Annotated in this window: 20 protein-coding genes; 4 read left to right on the forward strand and 16 right to left on the reverse strand. The window is 65.2% G+C overall.

What is annotated here, in order from left to right:
* Nucleotides 1-311: 311 nt before the first annotated feature.
* The 8 genes from AC54T3_RS01145 to AC54T3_RS01180 form a co-directional block, all read right to left on the reverse strand.
* Nucleotides 312-2,180, reverse strand: coding sequence for a V-type ATP synthase subunit A (locus tag AC54T3_RS01145; RefSeq protein ID WP_496621653.1), 1,869 nt, complete (start codon nucleotides 2,178-2,180; stop codon nucleotides 312-314).
* A gap of 28 nt (nucleotides 2,181-2,208) precedes the next feature.
* Nucleotides 2,209-2,940, reverse strand: a complete 732-nt coding sequence (locus tag AC54T3_RS01150) for a hypothetical protein (protein WP_496621654.1) — start codon at nucleotides 2,938-2,940, stop codon at nucleotides 2,209-2,211.
* 50 nt (nucleotides 2,941-2,990) lie between these two features.
* Nucleotides 2,991-3,695 (reverse strand): hypothetical protein, encoded by a 705-nt coding sequence (locus AC54T3_RS01155; RefSeq protein WP_496621655.1) that lies wholly within the window; start codon nucleotides 3,693-3,695, stop codon nucleotides 2,991-2,993.
* 12 nt (nucleotides 3,696-3,707) lie between these two features.
* Nucleotides 3,708-4,154: an ATP synthase subunit C gene (locus tag AC54T3_RS01160; RefSeq protein WP_496621657.1), complete on the reverse strand. Its 447-nt coding sequence runs from the start codon at nucleotides 4,152-4,154 to the stop codon at nucleotides 3,708-3,710.
* A complete protein-coding gene (locus AC54T3_RS01165; RefSeq protein ID WP_496621658.1) occupies nucleotides 4,151-5,965 on the reverse strand; it encodes a V-type ATP synthase subunit I in 1,815 nt (604 codons plus the stop codon). The genes AC54T3_RS01160 and AC54T3_RS01165 overlap by 4 nt, the downstream gene beginning before the upstream one ends.
* Nucleotide 5,966: 1 nt before the next feature.
* Nucleotides 5,967-6,572 carry a V-type ATP synthase subunit D gene (locus tag AC54T3_RS01170; protein ID WP_496621659.1) on the reverse strand — a complete coding sequence of 202 codons (606 nt, stop codon included), beginning with the start codon at nucleotides 6,570-6,572 and terminating at the stop codon, nucleotides 5,967-5,969.
* Nucleotides 6,573-6,592: 20 nt separating this feature from the next.
* Nucleotides 6,593-7,936, reverse strand: a complete 1,344-nt coding sequence (locus AC54T3_RS01175; RefSeq protein ID WP_496621661.1) for a V-type ATP synthase subunit B — start codon at nucleotides 7,934-7,936, stop codon at nucleotides 6,593-6,595.
* A 171-nt stretch (nucleotides 7,937-8,107) separates the two neighbouring features.
* Entirely contained in the window at nucleotides 8,108-8,842 is a 735-nt protein-coding gene (locus tag AC54T3_RS01180) for a uracil-DNA glycosylase family protein (protein ID WP_496621662.1), read from the reverse strand.
* Nucleotides 8,843-9,177: 335 nt separating this feature from the next.
* On the opposite strand from AC54T3_RS01180, the gene AC54T3_RS01185 reads away from it, so the two are divergent.
* Nucleotides 9,178-9,777: an OmpA family protein gene (locus tag AC54T3_RS01185; RefSeq protein WP_496621664.1), complete on the forward strand. Its 600-nt coding sequence runs from the start codon at nucleotides 9,178-9,180 to the stop codon at nucleotides 9,775-9,777.
* Between the two features lie 156 nt (nucleotides 9,778-9,933).
* Nucleotides 9,934-10,506: an OmpA family protein gene (locus AC54T3_RS01190; protein ID WP_496621665.1), complete on the forward strand. Its 573-nt coding sequence runs from the start codon at nucleotides 9,934-9,936 to the stop codon at nucleotides 10,504-10,506.
* A gap of 124 nt (nucleotides 10,507-10,630) precedes the next feature.
* On the opposite strand, the gene AC54T3_RS01195 is transcribed toward AC54T3_RS01190, so the two are convergent.
* From AC54T3_RS01195 to lipA, 8 genes are all read right to left on the reverse strand, one after another.
* Nucleotides 10,631-11,833: a JmjC domain-containing protein gene (locus tag AC54T3_RS01195; RefSeq protein WP_496621666.1), complete on the reverse strand. Its 1,203-nt coding sequence runs from the start codon at nucleotides 11,831-11,833 to the stop codon at nucleotides 10,631-10,633.
* Nucleotides 11,830-12,870: a DMT family transporter gene (locus tag AC54T3_RS01200; protein ID WP_496621668.1), complete on the reverse strand. Its 1,041-nt coding sequence runs from the start codon at nucleotides 12,868-12,870 to the stop codon at nucleotides 11,830-11,832. The genes AC54T3_RS01195 and AC54T3_RS01200 overlap by 4 nt, the downstream gene beginning before the upstream one ends.
* A gap of 28 nt (nucleotides 12,871-12,898) precedes the next feature.
* Nucleotides 12,899-14,266, reverse strand: coding sequence for an adenylosuccinate lyase (purB, locus tag AC54T3_RS01205; protein ID WP_496621670.1), 1,368 nt, complete (start codon nucleotides 14,264-14,266; stop codon nucleotides 12,899-12,901).
* Between the two features lie 18 nt (nucleotides 14,267-14,284).
* Nucleotides 14,285-16,951 (reverse strand): aconitate hydratase AcnA, encoded by a 2,667-nt coding sequence (acnA, locus tag AC54T3_RS01210; protein WP_496621672.1) that lies wholly within the window; start codon nucleotides 16,949-16,951, stop codon nucleotides 14,285-14,287.
* Between the two features lie 48 nt (nucleotides 16,952-16,999).
* The gene (gene hflD / locus AC54T3_RS01215) at nucleotides 17,000-17,641 is read right to left on the reverse strand and encodes a high frequency lysogenization protein HflD (RefSeq protein WP_496621673.1); all 642 of its coding nucleotides are present in this window, start codon (nucleotides 17,639-17,641) and stop codon (nucleotides 17,000-17,002) included.
* Nucleotides 17,642-17,872: 231 nt separating this feature from the next.
* Nucleotides 17,873-18,991 (reverse strand): tRNA 2-thiouridine(34) synthase MnmA, encoded by a 1,119-nt coding sequence (gene mnmA, locus AC54T3_RS01220; RefSeq protein WP_496621675.1) that lies wholly within the window; start codon nucleotides 18,989-18,991, stop codon nucleotides 17,873-17,875.
* Between the two features lie 32 nt (nucleotides 18,992-19,023).
* Nucleotides 19,024-19,716, reverse strand: coding sequence for a riboflavin synthase (locus AC54T3_RS01225; RefSeq protein ID WP_496621677.1), 693 nt, complete (start codon nucleotides 19,714-19,716; stop codon nucleotides 19,024-19,026).
* 148 nt (nucleotides 19,717-19,864) lie between these two features.
* On the reverse strand, nucleotides 19,865-20,839 hold the full coding sequence (lipA, locus tag AC54T3_RS01230) for a lipoyl synthase (protein WP_496621678.1): 975 nt from the start codon (nucleotides 20,837-20,839) through the stop codon (nucleotides 19,865-19,867).
* A gap of 150 nt (nucleotides 20,840-20,989) precedes the next feature.
* Between lipA and ribBA the strand changes: the two genes are divergently transcribed.
* The gene (gene ribBA, locus AC54T3_RS01235) at nucleotides 20,990-22,129 is read left to right on the forward strand and encodes a bifunctional 3,4-dihydroxy-2-butanone-4-phosphate synthase/GTP cyclohydrolase II (RefSeq protein ID WP_496621680.1); all 1,140 of its coding nucleotides are present in this window, start codon (nucleotides 20,990-20,992) and stop codon (nucleotides 22,127-22,129) included.
* Nucleotides 22,130-22,150: 21 nt separating this feature from the next.
* Entirely contained in the window at nucleotides 22,151-22,618 is a 468-nt protein-coding gene (ribH, locus tag AC54T3_RS01240) for a 6,7-dimethyl-8-ribityllumazine synthase (RefSeq protein ID WP_496621681.1), read from the forward strand.

Here is a 22,618-nt window from a genome sequence, read left to right on the forward strand (position 1 = left end):
ATCGGGAGTCGCGCATCGCCGCCTCGGTCGTGGCGGTCTATGACAAGCTCCAGGGGGATCTGAAGAAGCTGCGCAAGACCACCCGAGGGGCGAAGAAACCGCGCACACCACGCACGCAGCACAAGGATAAGCCGCATGTCTCGACGGCTAAACTCTTGGCGGGAGGGCTCGCCCCATGAGCACCTTAAAAGGGCTGGTGGTTGATCCTAGCAATCTCACGGGACTTGACACCCCCTTCAAAGAAAACGCTAACCATGGACTGCGAGCAGCAAGACGATGGCCGCTGATCAACAGCGGTTTGCCGTGCTCCTTCAGGCGCTGGCGTCCTCAGCAGACCCCACCGGCACCGCCACCTCATCCGCCAAGCTGGCGATCTCGCTCAGCAGCCGCTTGTAATCAGGACTCTCGGGCGCGGCGTAATTGAAGTTCTTGAACAGGCCGGTGAGCTTGATGAAGAACTCGCGCGCGGCCTCCTTACCGTCGAAGTCATAGTCACGATGGACCAGGTCATAGACCCGCTCGAAAGAGCGTTGCTGGCGCTCGATCGGCACCGACGCGTCGATCTTGTCGAAGGCATCCTGCTGCAGGAAGACCATGTCGACGAACAGCGCCTTCTGATAGATCAGGTAATCGGCCAGCGTGACGCCCTCCTCGCCAGTGACCTGCATCATCTGCTGCACGCGGTCGCCTTGGCGCAGCAACTCCTGCACGCGCTTGACCCGTGGCACCCAGCTCGGATCGATGTGCGCGGCGTACCAGTCGGCGAGCTGATCCAAATAACGCGACCAGGAGATCAGCGGATCGATGGCCGGGTAGAAGCGCTTGTAGGCGCGGTCGTAGGAGAGGCCGAGGAAGGTCTTGACCGTACTCAGGGTCGATTGGGTGACCGGCTCCTCGAAGTTGCCGCCGGCCGGCGAGACGGTGCCGATGAGGGTCAGGCTGCCCTCGCTCGCGTCGGCGGTGCGAAACACCCCTGCGCGCTCGTAGACGCCACGAATGGACGAATCCAGATAGGCCGGAAAGGCCTCCTCGCCCGGGATCTCCTCGAGCCGGCCCGAGGTCTCGCGCATCGCCTGCGCCCAGCGCGAGGTGGAGTCGGCCAGCAGCAGCACCTGATAGCCCATCTGGCGGTAATACTCGCCGAGCGTGATGCCGGTGTAGATCGAGGCCTCGCGCGCCGCCACCGGCATCGACGAGGTATTGCAAACGATGATGGTGCGATCCATCAGCGAGCCGCCGGTCATCGGATCGGACAGGCCCGGGAATTCGGTCAGGGTCTCGACCACCTCACCGGCGCGCTCGCCGCAGGCGACGACCAACACGATATCGACCGACGAATGCTTGGCGATGAGATGCTGCAGCACCGTCTTGCCGGCACCAAAAGGGCCGGGGATGCAGCCGGTGCCACCGCGCGCGATCGGGAAGAAGGTATCCACCAGCCGGATGGTGGTGATCATCGGCTCATGCGGAAACAGCCGCTCGATCCCACGGCTGCGCAGCATGCGCTCGGTCAGCGGGCGGCGCACTGGCCAGCGCCGGGTCAGATCGAGCGAGCGCTCCTGGTCGTGTTGATCGCGGATGCGCACCACCGGCGTGTCGACGGTGACGCTGCCCTCGCGAATCCAGGTCACCTCGACCTCGCCGAGCTGGTCGAAGGGCACCATGATCTTGTGGCTGAAACGCCCCTCCTGGACGCTGCCGAGCACGCCGCCGGCCTTGAGCCGGGCGCCGACCTGCACGCGTGGCACGAACGACCACTTCTTGCTCATATCGAGCGCCGGCATCTCGACCCCGCGCGGCAGGAAGGTGCCGTGGCGCACGGCGAGGCTCTCGAGCGGGTTCTGCAGCCCATCGTAGACCTGGCCGAGCAGCCCCGGGCCGAGCGTCACCGAGAGCAGGTCGCCACTCTGAAAGACCGGGTCGCCGATCGAGACGCCGGCGGTGTCCTCGAACACCTGCGCGTCGGCGAAGCGACCACGCACCCGCAATACCTCGGCCTTGAGCCGCTCCTGAGCACCGCTCTCGGACGGGCGCCGGGGCTCGATGTAGACCACCTCGTTTTTCACCAACGGCAGCGGCGCGCCCTCGGCGCTGCCGCCTTCGATGGTGACCAGGGATTCCTGCACCGCGACGACCCGGGTTGGGGTGGCGCTTGGCGCTGCCTCTGTTGTCTCTGACACGATCAGCGTCCTCTTCCTCTCGGTGATGTCATGCCGCGACCGCCTCGGTCGCGCCGTCGAGCGATGCGAAGCCGGCCTCGCGCAGGATGTCGTCGGCACCGGCGAGCGTCGCGTCCAGTAGGCCGTCGAAGCGCGCGAGCGCCGCCTGCGACTCATAACGGGTCCAGCGCGCGACCAGATCCCAACAACTGACGTAGACCACCACCGCCTCGACGTCGAAATAATGCTCGGCGCCGATGCGCTCGAGGTGCGCCCAGACGGTCCCGAACAGGAGTCGCTCCAAGCCCAGCGCGTCGCCGCTATCGAGCAGGCGCTTGGCCTCCGGCAGCCAGGGGAAGACGCGCTCGAGGCGAAAATAGGGCTCCCCCCAGTGGCGCGTGATCTGCGGAACCCAGCGCCCGAAGCCCCAGCGCCGACGGTTGGAGGGCGCCGTGGCCCCATCCCGGCGCAGGCGCAGCGCGGCGACCAGAGTGCGCATCTCCAAGCGCCAACTGGCCAGTTCGCGGGTGAAGTCGTTGCCGATCGCGGCGATGCATTGCTCGGCCTGGCGCACCACGGCCTCGTCGTCGATGCCGAAGCGCTGGTCGTACCAATCGACCGCCGCCGAGAGCCGAGCCAGATCCTCGGCGTCCTCGGCCTCGAGCCAGTGCAGACGCATCTCCAGGCGGATGCGCGAGAGCGGCGTCTGCTTGGCGCCGAACAAGGGACCATGGGCCGGCAGCGAGGTCAGCAACGTCAGATAGCGATCGGCGGGCTGCATCGGCTAGCTCCCGGACGCGCACAGCGGGCGAATGGCGGCGCGGCTCGGGCTCATTTCACCGTGCCTTCCAGGATCGCGCGAAAACGCGGCTGCAGATGGGCCAGGATCACCTCGGCGACCTTTTCGTCGGTGAGGTCGATCTCGATCTGCTTATCCTCGAGCCGCAAGCGGATACCGCGCGCGTCATCCTCGGCGACGCGGAAATGGACGCCTTCCTCGAGCACATCGGAGGCCACCGCGAGCACGAAGTGCGAGAGCGAGCCCTCGCGCAACTCGAGCGGATTGCGGCGCAGCTCCTCGATCCCAATCAACTCGCGCGGCAGGACGATCTCCATCGCCTCGCCGGGCTCGCGGCCGGCCTCGTCGCGACCGCGTCGGGCGACCTCGAGGATCAGCTGCTGGAGGAATTCCTCGCGCTCGAGTTCGGTGGTGATCAGCCGCTGCACCTTTTCATTGACCGCGCGCGTGAGCACCGCCGTCATCCGCAGCACGGTGTCGCGCATCGCCAGGCGCAAGGCATCCTCGCCTGCAGCCTTGAGCGCGGCCGCTTCCTGGCGCGCCTCGGCGCGCAACTGTTCGGCATCGGCCTCGGCCTGCTGCCGGGTGCGCGCGGCCGCCTGCCGTGCCTCGTGTTCGATCTTGGCCGCCTCGTCGCGGCCTTTGGCGACGCCTTCGTCGCGTAAGCGCCTGATCAGCGCATCGACCCCGGCCGAAGCGGCCGAGTCAGGAGCGGTATCGCGGTTTGCCTGAGTCATCGGGAACGCACCTCAAGCCGGGATGTTGCCGGCAAGTACCAGCGCGAACACGAAGACGAAGACCGAGAAGCCTTCGACGATGGCTGCGGGCGCCAGCGACAGACCGAAGATCTCGGGCTTGACCTTCATCGCCTGGATCGCCGAGGCGCAGGCGCGCCCCTGCAACACACTGGCGTAGAGCAGCGCGATGCCGGCCAGCAGACCGATGCCGAACAGCGCTGGCGCGGCAGCGGCGGTGACCTCGCGTTGCAGCGTGAACATGATGACGATGCCGTAGATGACACCGGTCGAGGGCATGACCGAGACGCCGAGATAGCGGCCATGGCCGGACTCGGTATCGACCATGGCGCCAATCGCGGCTTGGCCGGCGATGGCGCAGCCGATGATGCTGCCGATGGCGCCCAGCGCCAGGGCGCCGAACATGCCTGCCCAGCCGAGCGCGACAACCAACTCGTTCATTCGGTGATCTCCGTCTTCTTGAAGGGGCGGAAGGGATAGCCCTCGCCGGACAATGCCCAGTTATAAAACTCGATATAGTTCAGCCGCAGACCATGCACCAGGCCGCTGATCAGCCCCAGCGCCAGGTTCAGGCCATGGCCGATCAGCAGCAGCAGGATCTGCAGCAGCAGCCCGAGACCCGGCACCTGCGCATCGACGCGCACGGCCAGATCATTGAAGGTGAGCGCCAGCGAGGCCGAGGCCAGGCCGAGCGCGAACAGCCTCAGATACGACAATGTATCGCCAAAAATCTTGGTGACCTGAGTCAGCGCCAGCAGCCCATCGAGGCCGCGCATCAGCACCGCGCCCAGGCCAGTGATCGGGCGCGCGCTGGTGCTGAAGAAGACCAACGCCAGCCCAGCAATGATGCCACCGTAGCCGAGCAGCTCGATCAACGCGGTGTACGTCTCCGCAGCCAGTCCGAGCCCCAGCCAGAGCCCGAAGCCGCTAAGCGCGACCAGACTCCAGCCGATCGGCGCCAACGCTTGCCAGCGCGGCCAGAGGTTGCCGACCCGGACCAGATTCGCCAGCACCAAGTGCAGCACGCCAACCCCGACGGCGAGCCGCATCATGGTGTCGAAGTCCTGAATATCGAGCAGCCGAAGCTGGCCCGGCAGGCTGTCGGGCACCGGGGCGACCCCGAAGTAACTGCCGACCAAGACGCCCCAGGTGAATGCGGCGGCGGTGATGGCGCCGGCGAGCACGCGCAAGCGCCGACCGCGCGCCGAGCCGCCGAGCTTGCGCCAGAACAGCAGCAGCGCCAGCCCCAAAAGGGCGGCATAGCCGGCATCGGAGAGGATCATCGCGAAGAAGAGCGCGAACGAGAAGAACAGCACCCGACTCGGGTCGAAGCTGTCGTAGGCCGGCATCTGGTAGAAGTTGACCAGATCCTCGCCGGCACTGAGCGACACCGGGTTGGTCAGCAGCGTCGGCGGTGCATCCTCGGGTGCTGGGTCCTCGATCAACAGCGCCAGGCCCTGCTCGGCGGCCAGCGCTTCGAGCGCGGGCAGTTGCCGCTCGCCGATCCAGCCTTGGACCGCGAACAGGTCATCGTCGTCGCGCGTCTGCGTCTGCGCGTGCTGCAGCACGGCCTGGTCCTCGGCGCGGGCGAAGTGCGTGTGCAGCAGATAGATCCAGCGTGTCAGCGCGCGCCGTTCGGCCTCGAGCGCTTCCAAGTCCAGCTCGGCGGCCTCGAGCCGCCGCTCGACCTCGCTCAGCGACAGCGCGCCGGTGTGGGTGCGCGGGACCGGCAAAGCGTCGGCGGGCGGCTCATCGGGCGCGATCACCACCAGAAAGGCCTGGCGGTTGTCGCGATGGACGACTTGCCAGGGCAGCTCAAGGCCGTCGAGTTCCTTGAGCCGGCGCAGCGGCACGCAGTAGAACCACAGCTTGTGGCCGGCCAGTGCCGCGTCGGGCGGCAGGCTGAAGTCGCCCCAGGGCGCGAGATCCTTGGCCCGCTGCGCGAGAGCGTCGCGCCGATCGAGGGTGGCGCGTATCCGGTCCTTGTTCGTGAGCACCGATTGGATCGTCGCGGCCAGGTCGAAATCGGTTTCGTTGTGGACCTGACGGCGTTTTTCCGGCTCATCGACCAGGTAGCGCAACGCCTGGCGCGCTTCGACCGCATGCGTGGGTGGGAGCGTCTCGGGCTGCGCCGAGGTCGGCACCAGCGGCACCAGATGCAGGCAGCCGAGGGCCTGCACCTGATCCATCACCTGTGGCTTTTGCACCTGGCTGCCGACCAGCGACAGCCGCTTCAGGGGTTCGATCGCCATCTCAGACCAGCCCCTCTGCGGCACGTTTCTTCTTCGCGATCTTCGAGCGCACCACCGCCGCACGCTCGGCATCCGAGAGCGCGATGCGGATGCGCTTGATGTTGGCGCGGGTTTGCGGGATCAGCACCTTGTCGAACAGGTTGACGCGCTGGGTGACGGTGCGCACCGCCTGATCCAGCAGCGCCACCCGCTGCTCGGCCAGCATCAGCTCGATGCGCAACCGCGCCGCCTCGCGCAACGCCGCGATCAAGGGCTCGACCCAATGCGGTTTGGACAGGTAGCCGTAGGGGCGCACCGCGATCTCCAGTTCCGCCAGCGTTGGCAGCCAGGTGCCCATGCGGTTCTCGCGGCCGAGTTCGACACGCTCGATCCGCACCAGCCCGGACAGGTCGAGTTCTTGGTTGGCGAGCATCGGCAGGGTCTCGGCGACGCGCTGGCGCACCGCCTCGAGTTCGGCCTCGAGCGTGCGTCGCTCGGCCAGCGCCCGCGCGCGCTCGCCCATCAGTTGCTTACGCTTCATATCGAGCGAGGGCAAAAACTGCTGATAGCTCTTCAGCTTCTGCGACTGCTGCGAGAGCGCGGATTTACTGAGCGCAATCTTGGCCATGGTGAAGCGCGCGGCGCGGCTCAGGCGGCCTCGCGCGGGAAGTATTTGTCGATCAACGGCTGCTTCATCAGCAGCTCCTCGGGCTCGAAGCACTCGGCCATGGTCTGCCAGCAGAGATCCAGCGCCTGCTCCAGTGGCAGGCTGACGTTGATGTCCATGAAGCGCTCCCTGAACAGCGCGCCGAAGCGCAGCAGTTTCTGGTCAAACTCACTCAGCTCGAAGGCCATCGCCTGCTTTTGCTGCGCGTCCTTGGCGCCCGAGTAGAAGCGGATCATGGTGTTCATGACCTGACTATGATCCTCGCGCGTGACCTTGTCGATCACATGCTGCTTCAGCCGCGACAGGCTGCCGAAGGGATCGATGACGCCATCGTGCAGATAGAACTGCCCCTCGGTGATGTAGCCGGTGTTGTCCGGCACCGGATGGGTCACATCGCCGCCCGGCATGGTGGTCACGGTGAGGATGGTCAGCGAGCCGCCCTCGCGATAGTCGGCGGCCTTTTCGTAGCGGCGCGCCAACTGCGAGTAGAGATCGCCCATGTAGCCACGGTTCGAGGGCACCGATTCCATGGCGATGCCGACCTCCTTCATCGCGTCGGCGTAGGCGGTCATGTCGGTGAGCAGCACCAGCACGCGCTTGCCTTCCTCGAGCGCGAACTTCTCGGCCACCGCCAGGGCCATGTCCGGCACCAGCAGGCGCTCGACCACCGGGTCGGCGGAGAGGTTCACGAACATCACGGTGCGGGCGAAGATGCCGGCATCCTCGAACTGACGGCGGAAGAAGTAAAAGTCGTCGAAGATCAGGCCGAGGCCGCCAAAGACGATGATATCGGCATCGGCTTGGATACCAATGCGCGCCAAGAGCTGATTGTAGGGCTCGCCGGCGACCGAGAAGATCGGGATCTTCTGACTTTCGACCAAGGCGTTGAAGACGTCGATCATCGGCACATCGGTGCGGATCATCTTCGAGGCCAGCAGCCGCCGCGCCGGATTCACCGAGGGACCGCCGGTGGCGATCTTCGGCTCGTCATCCAGTTCGGGGCCCGCATCGAGCAGGCCGCCGTCGCCGCGAAAGACGCGCCCGAGGATGTTCGCCGAGTAGGTCGCGCGCATCGCGTGGCCGAGGAACTGCACCGTCGAGGCGGTTGAGACACCCTTGGTGCCCGAGAACACCTGGAGCGAAACCAGCTCACGATCGATCTTGATCACCCGCGCCAGCGAGCGCATGCCGTCGATGCCCTCGACCAATGCGAGATCGTCATAGGCAATGGTCGGGGCGTCGTCGCCCGCCCGTGCCACGCGCACCTTGAGCAGATCGCCGACGATCTCGAGGATATCGGTGTAGCGAGTCAGGGTGTGGGCCATCAACGTCCCTCTTGGCTCAGTCGATTTAGTGTGGGTTTGGTGAGTATGACGCACCCGAGTCCCGGGCAGCGCATCACGTTAATCCGACCCGAGCCGGACGGCAAGCCTGATGAGCAAAGCGTGTCTCCCCAGGTCACCCGATCCACCTTAGATGCGGGTGAACAGCCCGCCTCAATCGGCGGCTGCGCGGGAGTCGGGGAGTGAAATACCGAGCTGGCGCAAGCCCTGCTCCGCCTGGCCGGCCCAGTCCCGATTCGCGGCGGGGCTGGCTGGGCTGGGATGGAGAATGCGGCCGATGCGCGGCCCATGTCCACCGAGCGCGGCGAGCGCCCGCTCCTCGGCGAAGCGCCCGATGCCGACCAGATAGTCGGGCTCGAGTAGATCGACGGTCGAGCGCAGTGCCTGATCACAGGCCGCGAACAGCGGCGCCCGCTCGGCGGCTGGCAGCGCATCGGGCGTCAGGTTGCGCCCGGTCTCGGCCATGAACACCAGCGGACAGTAATTGACGACAAAAAACCGCGCGAAGAACCGCTCCGGCGTCCCAAAGCGCGCGCGCGCCCAACCCCATAGCCGCTGACCGCTGACCTCGCGGCGCGGACATTGGAATCCGAGCACCGGTCGTTTCGGATGCACGCTCGGCGGCGCCTCAACCCGGGCCTGGATTCCTAGCCAATCGCGCACCATCTCCACATCACCGAACGGCACGCCGGTCTGCACCATGCCGAACGGCCCCGGATTCATCCCGAGCAGGAGGACCGAACGGCGCGCTTGACCGTAGCGCTCCAGGTAAGCCACATGCGACTCCCAGGCATAGGACAGCGGATGATAGGCCAACGCAACCGGCGCCCCGAAGGCCAGCGCGGAGGTCTCGGCGCGCAGGGCTTGCGCGATCTCTTGCAGCGTCATCGCAACACCTTGATCGCTGTCCGCAAACCCCTAGCCAAGTCGGCCGGCCCTGTTCGGCGCCAACGCAGAGAGCATTGCCACCAATGACTTCGCGGCCTTTGATACAGCTGTTGTAGTTTCACAACAAAACGCTAAGCGAGTGTTCAAGCGGCACTACTATGGTATAGTTCGCGCATGACTGCGGTTTTTTCGCTTTTCCTGTTTCATTTTACCGACAACACGCTATCATTGTTCCACGGCAGCAGTTGGTTCGTCGACGCCAGATCTCGCCAGCTGCTAAATTTTCCCGAGGCCGTCCTCGCGTCCGCACCTCTAACTTTCGACAGGAGCCACTGATGTTCATCACTATGAAAGCCTTCCGCAACGCGGCCGTCGCCTGCACTGCGGCCGCCGCCCTTACTCTCGGCGGCGCCGCAAGCGCTCAAGACCTGCAGGAATCCTACTGGTATGCCGCCGGCGGCAAAAACTTCCCGAATGGTCAGCTGTGGCAAACCAGCTACGGCGAGTGCTGGGAGAGCGCCTATCCAGACGGCCCGACCAACCTTCCGCCCTGTGAGCGTGAAATGGCGGTGCCACCCGAGATCAGCGTGCAGCTCCTATTCGAGTTCGACAAGTACCAGGTGCCCGAGACCGTGGTCAACCGTAGCGTCTTGGCCGAGATCGACGATTATATCGCCAAGATCCAGGCATCACCGTTCGATGAATACATCACCGTCGTTGGCCATACCGACGCCAAGGGCTCGGACGCCTACAACATGACGCTTGGCCGGCAGCGCGCCAACGCGGTGCGTGACTACTTCATCGCCCAGGGCTACCCGGCGAGCCTGCTCGGCCCGGCTGAAAGCGTCGGCAAACGCAATCTCCTGCCTCAGTACGACCCCTTTGCACTCGAGCAGCGCCGCGTAGTCCTGCGCAGCGAGGTCGTCGGTCAGTAAGCCGCGTCCGGGGGCGGGCGCAAAGGCATCGGCTCAAGCCGGCCTTGCGTCCCGCTCCATTCGCCTTGTACCGCGCGACGAACAGCCGGTTAGCCTCTGTCTAGCCGGCTTCTCCATATCCAGCCCTCTTGGGTCTCCATCGCCGCCCCCATCGCCGTGAAGCCCTTCCCCATCGCTCTCATCCCCGCCTGTGTTGCCTGCGCAACACTTCTTTTCACAGCGACGACATTTGCGGGGTTCTACGACGGCTCCGCCGCTCCCGAAGCTGCCCGCCCTTCTTCGACAAGCTTTTGGGGACCAGAACCCAGCTATGGCGATTGCTGGGAGGATCCGAACAGCAATCGCTTACCCGAGTGTGGCGATGCCCGGGTTCCAGAAGAGATCACGGTCAAATTGCTCTTTGAATTCGATGAGTACATCGTGCCGGATACCGTGGTCAACCGCTGGGTCATCGCCACCATCGACGGCTACATCGACAAGGTGATTCGCTCCCCAGCCCAGGAATATATCACCATCATCGGTCATACCGATGCCAAGGGCTCCGATGACTACAATATGGCGCTTGGCATGCGGCGGGCGAAGGCCGTGCGTGACTACTTCATCGCCCAGGGCTATCCATCGTCACTGCTCGCCCCACCCAAAAGCCGCGGCGAACGAGAACTCCTTCCGCAGTACAGCCCGCTCTCGGTCGAGCAGCGCCGCGTTGTCATCACCAAGGTCGATCGTTGACGCCAGCGCGAACGCGCGGCCCATACGAGACGGCATCCATCGGCGGCTCAAGGCGTGGCGCATCGAAGCCACCGCACTCATGCGGGCTCTCGCCTGCCCCTGTCCTTGCCGGCAACACTCGGGCTCAGAGGCTCGGATTCAGAAAGTGCCCAGCATTGAACAGCGCACCGAGGAGCGTCCTGGCCTCCTCGCGCTCTAGCCAGGGCCCGATGCGTTCCCACTCCAACACCCGGCTGTTGGCCAACAGCGATGCCAGCGCCAAGAGATCGCTCGGCAGGTGATGCGCGTGCCCATTCGCGAATAACACCACTGACTGACCTTCCGTGCTCGAGCCGGCAAAGAGCAGCCGTGAGCGTCCGTCGCGCTCGAACCGCCCGCGCGCCTCCAAGACCGCGATGACAGCGTCAACGGACCAGCGTTGATCGGGCGGTTCCAGTTCCAGATGGAGCTTCGGTTCAGTCAGCCAACCGCCGAGCCACGCCTGAAAATCCTCGCGACTGGCGGTGGCGAGACCGGACTCGATCGTCGCCCGCAGCACGCGGATCGTCTCGGCATCGAGTTCGGCGGGGTCTCGCGCAGGCGCGACTGGCGGCTGATCGCGCCAACGCCCAGCGGGCGTGAAATGCTCAGCCACCCGCGCGAGCCAATCATCGGCCAGCTCGCGCCAGGCCGGGGCGCGCAGCCCGACCGACCAGGTTTGACAAGGCCCCTCGGCGATGCCCCAATGCGGCACCCCGGCGGGGAGATAGAGGATATCACCCGGTTCCAGCAGCCACTCCTGGTCTGCCTGGAAGTGCTGCAGGATGCGGATCTCGATGTCCGGGATCAGATCCAGCGGTAAGCCGGGATCGGTCGCGATGCGCCAGCGCCGACGGCCCTCGGCCTGGATCAGGAAGACATCGTACTCATCGACGTGCGGGCCGACCGAGCCCTGATCCTCGGCATAGCTGACCATGAGGTCGTCGATGCGCCAGCGTGGCAGGAAATCGAAGCGCTCGAGTAAGGCGCCGATCTCGGGGATGTGCTTATCGACATCCTGCACCAGCAGCGTCCAGTGGCTCGGCGGCAAGGCGGCAAAGCGCTCGGCGTCGAAGGGTCCGTGCCGCACCTGCCAGGGGCCTTGTTCAGTGCCTTCCAGCACGATCCGCGACTCGACCTCGGGCTCGCAGGCAAGTCCGGCCAGCTCATCGCCGGGCAAGGGATTCTCGAAGCCAGCAAAGGCCTGGCGCATCAACAAGGGCTGACGCTGCCAATAACGCGCGAGGAAACTCTGTGCATCTAGGCCGTCGGGAAACCGCAGCGCGGGGAACTCAGGCAGCGCGCTCATGGGCTGGAGGCAACCTCGGTGCGTGGCGGTGTTTCCGATCCGGGGACTGGAAGTTCGGGAACTGGAAACGCGTCGACTGCGTGCTCGGAGACGGCGTGCCCGGCGGCTGCCTGCCCGGAGGCTGGCAACGGCTCGATACGCGGGACGCGGCTAGAGCGACTGGCCAGCAGACCACCTGCGGCAATCAACAAAGTGCCCAGCATCAGAGTGAGGGTCATCGGCTCGCCCCAGAACAGCCAGCCATAACCGGCCCCGAACACCACAGAGAAATAACCAAAGGCGCCCATGCGTGAGGCCGGCGCCAAGGAGAGGCCACGCGTCAGCGCCAACTGGCCCAGAGTCGCGGCGATGCCGATGCCAAGCAGCCAGAGCAGTGCGATCGGCGTCGGTGTCTGCCAGTCCCAGAAGAGCGGTAGTGCCGAGATCGAGCCACCAATGAGCGCGAAGTAGAAGACGATGCGCCCGGTGGGCTCGCTACGCGAGAGCCGACGTACCGTGACCTTGGCCACCGCCGCCAACACGCCTCCCATCAGGCCGATCAACGCCACCGGCGAGATCCCGGCCCAATGCCGGCTCGGATCGGGCTCCAAGATCAGGATCACGCCGGCGAAACCGATCCCGAGCGCGACCCAGAGCAGACCGGTCACTCGCTCATGCAGCCAGGCGATAGCGATTAAAGGGATAAAGATCGGCGCGGTCAGCTTGAGCAGCATCGCCTCGGCCAAAGGCAGCTCGGCGATCGCGAAGAAGAAACAATACATGGCACCGATACCAGCCACCGCCCGCAGCAGATGCAGGCCCGGCACCCTGGTTTTCACATCACCAATGCCGTGGCGCAGCAGCCAGGGCGCGAGCAGCATCAACCCAATCAGATTGCGCCCGAACACGATCATCGCATTCGGCAATTCGGCCGAGACGACGCGGATACCGACCCCCATCGACGCAAAACAGAACTCACCGAGCACGATGAAGGCCGCGCCGAGCAGCAGTTGCTGAGGGCGATAATCGCGACCACGGATTCGGCTGGCTGACTGCACGCGAGACTCAGGCCGCGAGTCCTTCGACCTAGATCGCCCGCGCCTGCTCCGCTGCGTTACCGATGTAACGCGGCGGCGTCAGCGCCCGCAGCTCGGCCTTGGCCGACTCCGGGATAGCGAGGGTCTCGACGAAGGCCGCTAGGGCCTCGGGGCCGATGCGTTGCCCGCGCGTCAGGGCCTTGAGCTTCTCGTAGGGCTGCTCGACCCCGTAGCGGCGCATCACGGTCTGGATCGGCTCGGCTAAAACCTCCCAGTTGGCATCCAAGTCAGCCGCCAGCTGTGCGGCGTTGGCCTCCAGCTTACCGACACCCTTGAACGCCGAATCCAGCGCGATCAGCGTGTGGGCGATCGCCACACCCAGGTTGCGCAGCACCGTCGAGTCGGTCAGGTCGCGCTGCCACCGCGAGATCGGCAGCTTCGCTGAGAGATGATCGAAGAGCGCATTGGCGATGCCCAGATTGCCCTCGGCGTTCTCGAAGTCGATCGGGTTGACCTTATGCGGCATGGTCGAGGAGCCAACCTCGCCCTCAACGGTGCGCTGCTTGAAGTAACCGAGCGAGATATAGCCCCAGAGGTCGCGGCAGCCATCGATCAGCACCGTATTGAAGCGGCCGATGGCATCGAACAGCTCGGCCATGCCATCGTGCGGCTCAATCTGGATGGTATAGGGATTCCAGGCCAGGCCGAGCGACTCAACGAACTGCCGGGCAAATTCCGGCCAATTCAGCTCCGGATAGGCGACCAGATGGGCGTTGTAGTTGCCGACCGCGCCATTGATCTTACCCAGCACCGCCACCGCAGCGACGCTATCGCGCTGCCGCCGCAACCGGTACACCAGGTTGGCAAGCTCCTTGCCGAGGGTGGTCGGCGAGGCGGGCTGACCATGGGTGCGCGAGAGCATCGGCAGCTCCGCATGGCAATGCGCCAGTGTGCGCAGGGCCTCGATCAGCGCGTCGATGCGCGGCAGCAGCACATGATCACGCCCATCCTTGAGCATCAGCCCGTGCGCCAGGTTATTGATGTCCTCGGAGGTGCAGGCGAAGTGAATGAACTCCGAGACCGCCGCCAGCTCGGCGTGATCGGCGATGCGCTCCTTGAGGAAATATTCGACCGCCTTGACGTCGTGATTGGTGGTGCGCTCGATGGCCTTGATGCGCGCGGCGTCCTCGACCGAGAACTCGCCGCCGATCGCATCGAGCCGCTGCTGGGCGTCGTTCGACAGCGCCGGCACCTCGGCGATCTCGGGGCAGTCGGCAAGCGCCTTGAGCCAGGCGATCTCGACCACGACCCGATGCCGGATCAGCCCGAATTCGCTGAAGATCGGGCGCAGATCAGCGGTCTTGGCGCCATAGCGGCCGTCGATCGGCGAGATGGCAGTGAGGGAAGATAACTCCATGAGGCTCACGCGCTCCTCTTAGGCCGCCGCCAGGCGCCGCAGCACATAGTGCAGGATGCCGCCGTTGCGGTAGTAATCGGCCTCGTTCGGGGTATCGATCCGGACCTTGGCCTGGAAGCGCACTTCGCTGCCATCGGCATGGGTCGCGGTCACCTCGACCTGCTTGGCGTTGCCATCGTCGAGATCGCCAATACTGAACAGCTCGGTGCCGGTCAGGCCGAGCGATTCGGCGCTCTCACCGGACGGGAACTGCAAGGGCAAGATGCCCATGCAGACCAGATTGGTGCGATGGATGCGCTCGTAGCTCTCGGCGATCACCGCGCGCACGCCAAGCAGCCGCGGACCCTTCGCGGCCCAGTCGCGCGAGGAGCCGGAGCCATATTCCTTGCCGGCAATCACCACCACCGGCACGCCCTCGGCCTGATAGCGCATCGCTGCATCGTAGATCGACTCGGCCTCGCCCGACGGCTGATGCAGGGTCACCCCACCCTCGGTGCCAGGTGCCATGCGGTTGCGCAGCCGAATGTTGGCGAAGGTGCCGCGCATCATCACCTGATGATTACCACGGCGCGAACCGTATGAATTGAAATCGACCGGCGCCACGCCCTGCTCGACTAGATAGCGCCCGGCCGGGCTGTCGGCCTTGATGCTGCCAGCGGGCGAGATGTGGTCGGTGGTCACTGAGTCGCCAAGCACCGCCAGACAGCGCGCGTCGCGGATCGGCCGCACCGGCTCCGGCTGCATCTGGATGCCCTGGAAATAGGGCGGCTCCTGGATGTAGGTCGAGCTTGGGTCCCAATCGAAGACCTTGCCTGCAGGCGCCTCGAGCTTCTGCCAATGCGCATCGCCGGCGAAGACGTCGGCGTAGGTCGAGCGGAAATCGTCCTGCCCGAGGAAGCTAGAAACAGTATCGGCCACCTCGGCCTGGGTCGGCCAGATGTCACGCATGAACACCGGATTGCCCTCGGCATCGTCGGCGATTGGGTCGTCGTAAGGGTCGAAGCCCATCCGACCGGCGAGCGCGTAGACCACCACCAGCGGCGGCGAGGCCAGATAGTTCATCCGCACCTCAGGATGCACCCGGCCCTCGAAGTTACGGTTGCCGGAGAGCACTGAGGCGACGGTCAGATCGCCGTCGCTGATCGCCTTCGAGACCTCCGGGCGCAGCGGGCCGGAGTTGCCGATGCAGGTGGTGCAGCCGTAGCCGACGACATGGAAGCCGAGCTGCTTCAGCGGCCCCATCAGCCCAGCGGCCTCCAGATAGCGCGTCACCACCATCGAGCCCGGTCCGAGCGAGGTCTTGACCCAGGCCGGCACCTTCAGGCCGCGCGCGGCTGCCTTCTTAGCGACCAATCCGGCGCCGAGCATGACCGTTGGATTCGAGGTATTGGTGCAGGAGGTGATGGCGGCGATCACCACCGCGCCGTCGCCAATCGCGACCTGCTCGCCATCGATCTCGGTGGTCACGGCGGGGCGGTCATCGACGCCACGCTCGGCGTTCAGCGTCTTCAGCGCCGCAGCGAAGCTGGCCTTGATCTCGGTCAGCGGCACCCGATCCTGCGGGCGCTTCGGGCCGGCCAGGCTTGGCACGATGGTGCCGATATCGAGTTCCAGGGTCTCACTGAAATCGGCCTCGAAGGTGCCGTCGGCATCGAACATGCCCTGCGCCTTGGCATAGGCCTCGACCAGCGCGACCTGCTCATCGGAGCGCCCGGTCAGGCGCAGGAAGTCGAGGGTCTCGTCGTCGATCGGGAACAGGCCGCAGGTGGCGCCATACTCGGGCGCCATGTTGGCAATGGTGGTGCGGTCACCCATCGGCAGACTCTTCACCGCCGGCCCATAGAACTCAACCAGCTTGCCGACCACGCCATGCTGGCGCAGTTGCTCGACGATGGTCAGCACCAGGTCGGTCGCGGTGGCGCCCTCGGGCAGCCGTCCGCTCAGCTTTACGCCCACCACCTGTGGGATCAGCATCGAGACCGGCTGGCCGAGCATTGAGGCCTCGGCCTCGATGCCGCCGACGCCCCAGCCCAGCACACCAACCCCGTTGATCATGGTGGTATGCGAATCGGTGCCGACCAATGTGTCCGGATAGGCCTGGAGCACCCCGTTCACCTCGCGGCCAAAGACGACGCGCGCCAGATATTCGACATTGACCTGGTGCACGATACCGGTATCCGGCGGCACCACCTTGAAGTCGTCGAACGCCTGCTGGCCCCACTTGAGGAAGCGGTAGCGCTCGCGGTTACGCGAGAACTCGAGCTGCGCATTGAGCCCGAGCGCGCTGTCGGAGCCGTAATTATCGACCTGCACCGAGTGGTCGATGACCAGCTCCGCCGGCTGCAGCGGGTTGATCTTGTTCGGGTCACCACCGAGCGCGCTCATCGCATCGCGCATCGCCGCCAGATCGACCACCGCTGGCACGCCGGTGAAGTCCTGCATCAGCACCCGCGCCGGGCGATATTGGATCTCGCGATCAGGCTCGGCCTTGGCATCCCAATTGGCCAACGCCTCGATATCGGCGCGCCTGACGGTCACGCCATCCTCGCACCGAAGCAGGTTCTCGAGCAGGATCTTGAGCGAGAACGGCAGCCGCGCGCTGTTCGGCACCGCGTCGACGCGAAAGATCTCGTAGGATTTGCCAGCGGCGTCGAGACGGGCCTTGGACTTGAAGCTGTCGTGCATGGAGGACTCCGGAGATTGGGCTTACGGCAGAATGAGGGAAATTCTAGCTCAGCTTGGTTGATGCAGATTCGTGGTCGGGCTCAGATAGGCGCGCGCCGCATCGAGTAATTTGCGCCGACCGAGCAGGATCTGCATCCGCCGCCCGCCGCACTGGCGCCAGAGCATCGCCGAGCGAATACCGGCCAGCAGCAGCGCGCGGATGCGCTCCTGATTCTCTTCGTTCTGCAGATAGAGCGGATTGCCGCGCACCATGATGCGCGGCTCCAGCTTACTGATGGTCGCCGAGTAGAGGCTGGCGAAGCGGGCGATCACCTCGCGGTCGATCAAGGGCGCGTCGCCGCGCGCTTCGCGCGCAGCCTCGATCCCTTCGCCGATCGCCGCCAGCATATCGCCACGCCCGGCCAGGGTGCGCTCGTGCTTGAGCAGCGTGATCACATAGCGCGTCATCTCCATGTCGCGCTCGGGCTGGCCGGTCAGCTGGGCAATGATCTGTCGCGCCCCGGTCGCCACCGCGCCGGGCTCGCCGAACACCGAGGGCACATCCTCGGCATCGATCTGAAACAGGCTGTGCAGGCAGGGTGCCATCTGATCGATGTCGACGCTACCGCGATTGGCGATACGCAGCACAGAGTGGGTCGCCTGATGGAGTCCGGCGAGCGCGATGATGCGGTCTTGGTCGCTATAGGGCATGGATAATAGGTCTCGAAAACGTGTGCTAGTCGCAACGATTTAGGGCTGCAAGTAGGCCAAGAGCTAGCCGATGGCGGAATAGTGGGAGCATCCCGCGACCGAGCAGTTGACCGCGAACCCCGCGTAGTCAGGGCTTCCAGCCCCGAGTCTTCAGGCCGGGATGGCCTGATGACGCACCCGATAACACCGGTCGACAGAATGATGCTCAAGGCCGCTTCGTTCAGCGCGCTTCTAGTCAGCCTGCTGTATCACACAACCACCCAGGCACTCGTCGCCTTGGTAGAACACCGCCGATTGGCCAGGCGTAATCGCGCGCTGGGGCGCGGCGAATCGAACTTGGCAGGTAGCACTATCGTAACCGACGATGGTACAGCGCTGCAGCGGTTGCCGGTGCCGCAACCGGCAGAGACAGTCGATGGGCGCCGCCGCAGGTGCCCTCCCAGCGATCCAATGCAACTGCTCGCCCACGAGCCACGCGGCAAAGAGCAGCGGATGATCGCCGCCCTGCACCACGATCAGCGCATTGCGCGCGACATCCTTGCAGGCCACGAACCAGGGCGCCTCGTCGGCCTCGGTGACACCACCGATCCCAAGGCCCTGGCGCTGACCGATGGTGTGCCAGGCGAGCCCGTGATGCTCGCCCAGGACGCGACCCTCGGGCGTCATGATTGGCCCCGGCGTGCGCGGAAGATAGCGCGCCAGGAAATCACCAAAGCGCCGCTCGCCGATGAAGCAGATGCCGGTGCTGTCCTTCTTCTCGGCATTGGCGAGCCCGAGCTGACGGGCGATCGCCCGCACCTCGGCCTTGCTCAGATCGGCCAGCGGGAACAGCGCCCGCTCGAGCTGCGCCTGGTCCAACAGATGCAGGAAATAGGTCTGATCCTTGTTGGCATCGGCCGCCAGCCGCAGATGCAGGCCTGCGGCGTCCTGGGTCACACGGGCGTAATGGCCGGTTGCGATCCGTGTCGCCCCCAGCGTCTGCGCATGCTCGAGAAAGGCGCGAAACTTGATCTCCTTGTTGCAGAGCACATCCGGGTTCGGCGTGCGCGAGGCGCAATACTCGGCAAGAAAATGCTCGAACACCCGATCCCAATACTCACTGGCAAAGTTCACGGTATGCAGCCGGATACCGAGCCGCTCGGCCACCGCTTGGGCATCGGCCAGATCCTCTGCCGCCGCGCAGTAACCGGGCTCGTCATCCTCCTCCCAGTTCTTCATGAACAGGGCCTCGACGCGATGGCCCTGCTCGATCAGCAGATGCGCGGCAACGGCCGAGTCGACACCGCCGGAAAGGCCGACGATGACGAGCTGTTCGCTCTCTTTAGAGGGATCGAATGCGTCGGGCATCATCAGTGACGACAGGCTCGCGTGCAACGCAACGCTCAGGCGAACCCATGGCGGCGCAGAAACTCCTCGGTAAGACCCGCGCCCGCGTGCTCCGACGCCTGCTCGCCGAGCAGCAGCCGCTCCAGATAGCGCGCGATCAGGTCAACCTCGAGATTCACTTGGGTACCGACACGATACTCACCGATGATAGTCGCGCCGAGGGTATGCGGAACGATGTTCAGATCAAAGACCGCGCCCTTGACTTGGTTGACGGTCAGGCTCGTGCCGTCGACGCAGATCGAGCCCTTAGGGGCGATGTAGCGCGCAAGCTCGCCGGGCGCGTGAATCCGTAGGCGCCAGGAGCGGGCATCCTCGCGCACCTCGAGCAGGGTGCCGACACCATCGACATGCCCACTGACCAAATGCCCGCCGAGCGGGGTCGAGAGGCGCAGCGCCTGCTCCAGATTGACGTGGGCGCCAACCTTGAGTTTGCCAAAGGTGGTGAGCGATAAGGTCTCGCGCGAGACATCGGCCGCGAACCCATGCGCGCTCAGCTTGACGACGGTCAGGCAGACCCCATTGACGGCGATGCTATCGCCCATCGAGACCTGACTCAGATCGAGTGCGCCAGCATTGATCCTAGCGTCGACCCCGGCGTTAACTCCGGCATCGATGCGGATGCGCTGATCGCCGCCGCGATCCTCGAGCGCCTCGACCCGACCAATGGCCTCAATGATTCCGGTGAACATCGCTACCCCCGATCGACGTTGATCTTAGTTTGCGCATCAAAGCTCATAGCTATCGCGCGATGCTTACTCAAGTCATTCCCGGAACTCGCCTTTCGGTGGCGACCCACAGGAGCTGTGGATAAGTCAGTGGATAGATTGATCAAACCGCTCAGCCAAGCGCACCCAGCGCCTGCTGATCGGCATGATAAGAGGAGCGCACCATCGGACCGCTGGCGACATTGGTGAAGCCCATCCGCTCGCCGGCGACGCGCAGCGCCTCGAACTCGGCCGGCTCCCAATAACGGCGCACCGGCAGATGCTCGCGGCTCGGCTGCAGGTACTGACCCAGCGTCAGCATGTCGCAGCCGTGCGCGCGTAGATCGGCCATCACCGCCAGCACCTGCTCCGAGGTCTCGCCGAGCCCGAGCATCAGCCCGGACTTAGTCGGCACCTGCGGATACAGTGCCTTGAAGCGTTGCAGCAGCGCCAGCGAGCCGGCGTAATCGGCCCCGGGGCGCGCCTCGCGGTAGAGCGCCGGCACGGTTTCCAGGTTGTGGTTGAACACATCCGGCGTCGCCTCGCCCGCGAACGCGGCTAGGGCCCGCTCCTCGCGCCCCCGAAAGTCCGGCACCAAGACCTCGAGCTGGGTGTTCGGGCAACGCGCCCGCACCGCGCGCAGACAGGCCGCGAAGTGCCCGGCCCCGCCATCGCGCAGGTCGTCGCGATCAACCGAGGTGATGACGACGTACCCCAGTCCCATGCGCTCGATCGACTCGGCGAGCAGCTCGGGCTCGGCCTCGTCGATCGGTTGCGGTCGGCCATGGGCGACATCACAGAACGGACAACGCCGGGTGCAGACATCGCCGAGGATCATGAAGGTCGCGGTGCCATGGTTGAAGCACTCGCCGAGATTGGGGCATTGTGCCTCCTCGCAGACGGTCGCGAGCCGATTCTCGCGCAGCAGCCGCTTGATCCGTGCAACCCCTGGGCCTGTTGGCGCCTTGGCGCGAATCCAGGCCGGCTTGCGTGGCACCTCAGGGAGCCGCTCGACCTTGACCGGGATGCGTGCGACCTTGTCCAAGCCGCGCTGATGGGTGTGCGGGCTAAACCGTGAAGGCGGGGTGAGCGAGCTGTGATTCGGCATGTTCGAGAACCTCTCCAAAAGCAGAATGATGATTGCAGTCTAGCATCGGCTGCAGCCTCGATTCCGTCGGCACTGAGTGACGGTTTGTCAATGCTGCGTTATGCTTGTCGGCTTGATCCCGCATCGCCCACCCCGACGTTGTTCCCTGTTATGCCCCTCAATTCCACCAACGAGATCATCGACGAACTCCGCGCCGGGCGCATGGTGGTGATCATGGACGACGAGGATCGCGAGAACGAGGGCGATCTGCTGCTCGCCGCCGACAGCGTCACGCCGGAGGCGATCAATTTCATGGCCAAGTATGGTCGTGGACTGATCTGCCTGACCCTGACCAAGGAGCGCTGTGAGCGCCTGCGGCTGCCGCTGATGGTCAACGCCAACAACGCCCCGCATTCGACCGCGTTCACGATCTCGGTCGAGGCCGCGCGCGGCGTGACCACCGGCATCTCGGCGGCCGACCGCGCGCGCACCATCGCCGCTGCGGTCGCCGCCGAGGCCAAGCCGAGCGATCTGGTCCAGCCCGGCCATGTGTTCCCGCTGATGGCGCAGCCGGGCGGGGTCTTGGTGCGCGCGGGTCATACCGAGGCCGGCTGCGATCTGGCCCGGCTCGCCGGTTTCGAGCCGGCTGCGGTGATCGTCGAGATCTTGAACGAGGACGGCACCATGGCGCGGCGCCCGGATCTCGAGCGCTTTGCCGAGGCCCATGGTCTGAAGATCGGCACCATCGCCGACCTGATCCACTATCGAGTCGCGAATGAGAAGGCGGTGATCCGCGAGTCACAAGGCAGCCTGCCGACGGCGTTTGGAACCTTTGAGGTGACCGCCTATCGCGATACCATCGAGAACGACATTCACCTGGCGCTGGTCATGGGTGAAATCAACGCCGAGCGGCCAACCTTGGTGCGGGTGCATCTGCAAAACACCCTCTGCGACCTGTTCGGCGCCCAGCACCCGGCCTGTGGCTGGCCGCTCGATGATGTGATGCGCCAGATCGCCGAGGCCGGAGAGGGCGTGATCGTGGTGCTGCGCAATCGCGATCAAGGCGATGATGTGCTGGCCAAATTGGCCGCGATCACCGAGCCACCCAATCGCGACCCCGCTCAGGAAACGGCTCCACACATGGCCGCACTGGCCCCGCACAGTGCGCGCAACGAGCTGCGCACCTATGGCATCGGCGCGCAGATCCTCGCCGATGTCGGCGTGCACCGGATGCGCGTGATGAGCGCGCCCAAGGCCATGCACGGCATCTCCGGATTCGACCTCGAGGTCGTCGAGTACCTCGGTGTCTAGCGTTTAAGAGCAGAACCAAAGATGATCAAGACCTACGAAGGCGCGCTGCGCGCCGGCAACGCGCGCTACTGCTTGGTGGTCTCGCGCTGGAACAGTTTCATCGTCGAGAGCCTCGAGAAAGGCGCGATCGATGCCCTCAAACGGCATGGCGCCGAGGAATCGGACCTCGGCATCGTGCGCGTGCCGGGTGCCTTCGAGATGCCGGTGGTGATTGAGCGCATCGCGGCCAAGGGCGGTTACGATGCCATCATCGCCCTTGGCGCGGTGATCCGTGGCGGCACGCCGCACTTCGAGTACGTCGCTGGCGAATGCGTCAAGGGCATGGCCCAGGTCAGCCTCAAACATGGGCTGCCGGTGACCTTCGGCGTGCTCACGGTGGATACCATCGAGCAGGCTATCGAGCGCGCCGGCACCAAGGCCGGCAACAAGGGCGCCGAGGCCGCGCTCTCGGCGATCGAGATGGTCGACCTGCTGCGCGGGCTGTCCTGA

It is taken from the genome of Halochromatium sp. NSM3 (assembly GCF_059621085.1).

Bases quoted from the DNA above. Each gene is read 5' to 3' on its own strand.
- AC54T3_RS01160 (WP_496621657.1), bottom strand. From the start codon at position 4,154: ATGAACGAGTTGGTTGTCGCGCTCGGCTGGGCAGGCATGTTCGGCGCC.
- AC54T3_RS01170 (WP_496621659.1), bottom strand. From the start codon at position 6,572: ATGGCCAAGATTGCGCTCAGTAAATCCGCGCTCTCGCAGCAGTCGCAG.
- AC54T3_RS01175 (WP_496621661.1), bottom strand. From the start codon at position 7,936: ATGGCCCACACCCTGACTCGCTACACCGATATCCTCGAGATCGTCGGC.
- AC54T3_RS01150 (WP_496621654.1), bottom strand. From the start codon at position 2,940: ATGCAGCCCGCCGATCGCTATCTGACGTTGCTGACCTCGCTGCCGGCC.
- ribBA (WP_496621680.1), top strand. From the start codon at position 20,990: ATGCCCCTCAATTCCACCAACGAGATCATCGACGAACTCCGCGCCGGG.
- AC54T3_RS01185 (WP_496621664.1), top strand. From the start codon at position 9,178: ATGTTCATCACTATGAAAGCCTTCCGCAACGCGGCCGTCGCCTGCACT.
- acnA (WP_496621672.1), bottom strand. From the start codon at position 16,951: ATGCACGACAGCTTCAAGTCCAAGGCCCGTCTCGACGCCGCTGGCAAA.
- hflD (WP_496621673.1), bottom strand. From the start codon at position 17,641: ATGCCCTATAGCGACCAAGACCGCATCATCGCGCTCGCCGGACTCCAT.
- AC54T3_RS01155 (WP_496621655.1), bottom strand. From the start codon at position 3,695: ATGACTCAGGCAAACCGCGATACCGCTCCTGACTCGGCCGCTTCGGCC.
- AC54T3_RS01165 (WP_496621658.1), bottom strand. From the start codon at position 5,965: ATGGCGATCGAACCCCTGAAGCGGCTGTCGCTGGTCGGCAGCCAGGTG.
- AC54T3_RS01225 (WP_496621677.1), bottom strand. From the start codon at position 19,716: ATGTTCACCGGAATCATTGAGGCCATTGGTCGGGTCGAGGCGCTCGAG.
- mnmA (WP_496621675.1), bottom strand. From the start codon at position 18,991: ATGATGCCCGACGCATTCGATCCCTCTAAAGAGAGCGAACAGCTCGTC.
- ribH (WP_496621681.1), top strand. From the start codon at position 22,151: ATGATCAAGACCTACGAAGGCGCGCTGCGCGCCGGCAACGCGCGCTAC.
- AC54T3_RS01180 (WP_496621662.1), bottom strand. From the start codon at position 8,842: ATGACGCTGCAAGAGATCGCGCAAGCCCTGCGCGCCGAGACCTCCGCG.
- purB (WP_496621670.1), bottom strand. From the start codon at position 14,266: ATGGAGTTATCTTCCCTCACTGCCATCTCGCCGATCGACGGCCGCTAT.
- lipA (WP_496621678.1), bottom strand. From the start codon at position 20,839: ATGCCGAATCACAGCTCGCTCACCCCGCCTTCACGGTTTAGCCCGCAC.
- AC54T3_RS01195 (WP_496621666.1), bottom strand. From the start codon at position 11,833: ATGAGCGCGCTGCCTGAGTTCCCCGCGCTGCGGTTTCCCGACGGCCTA.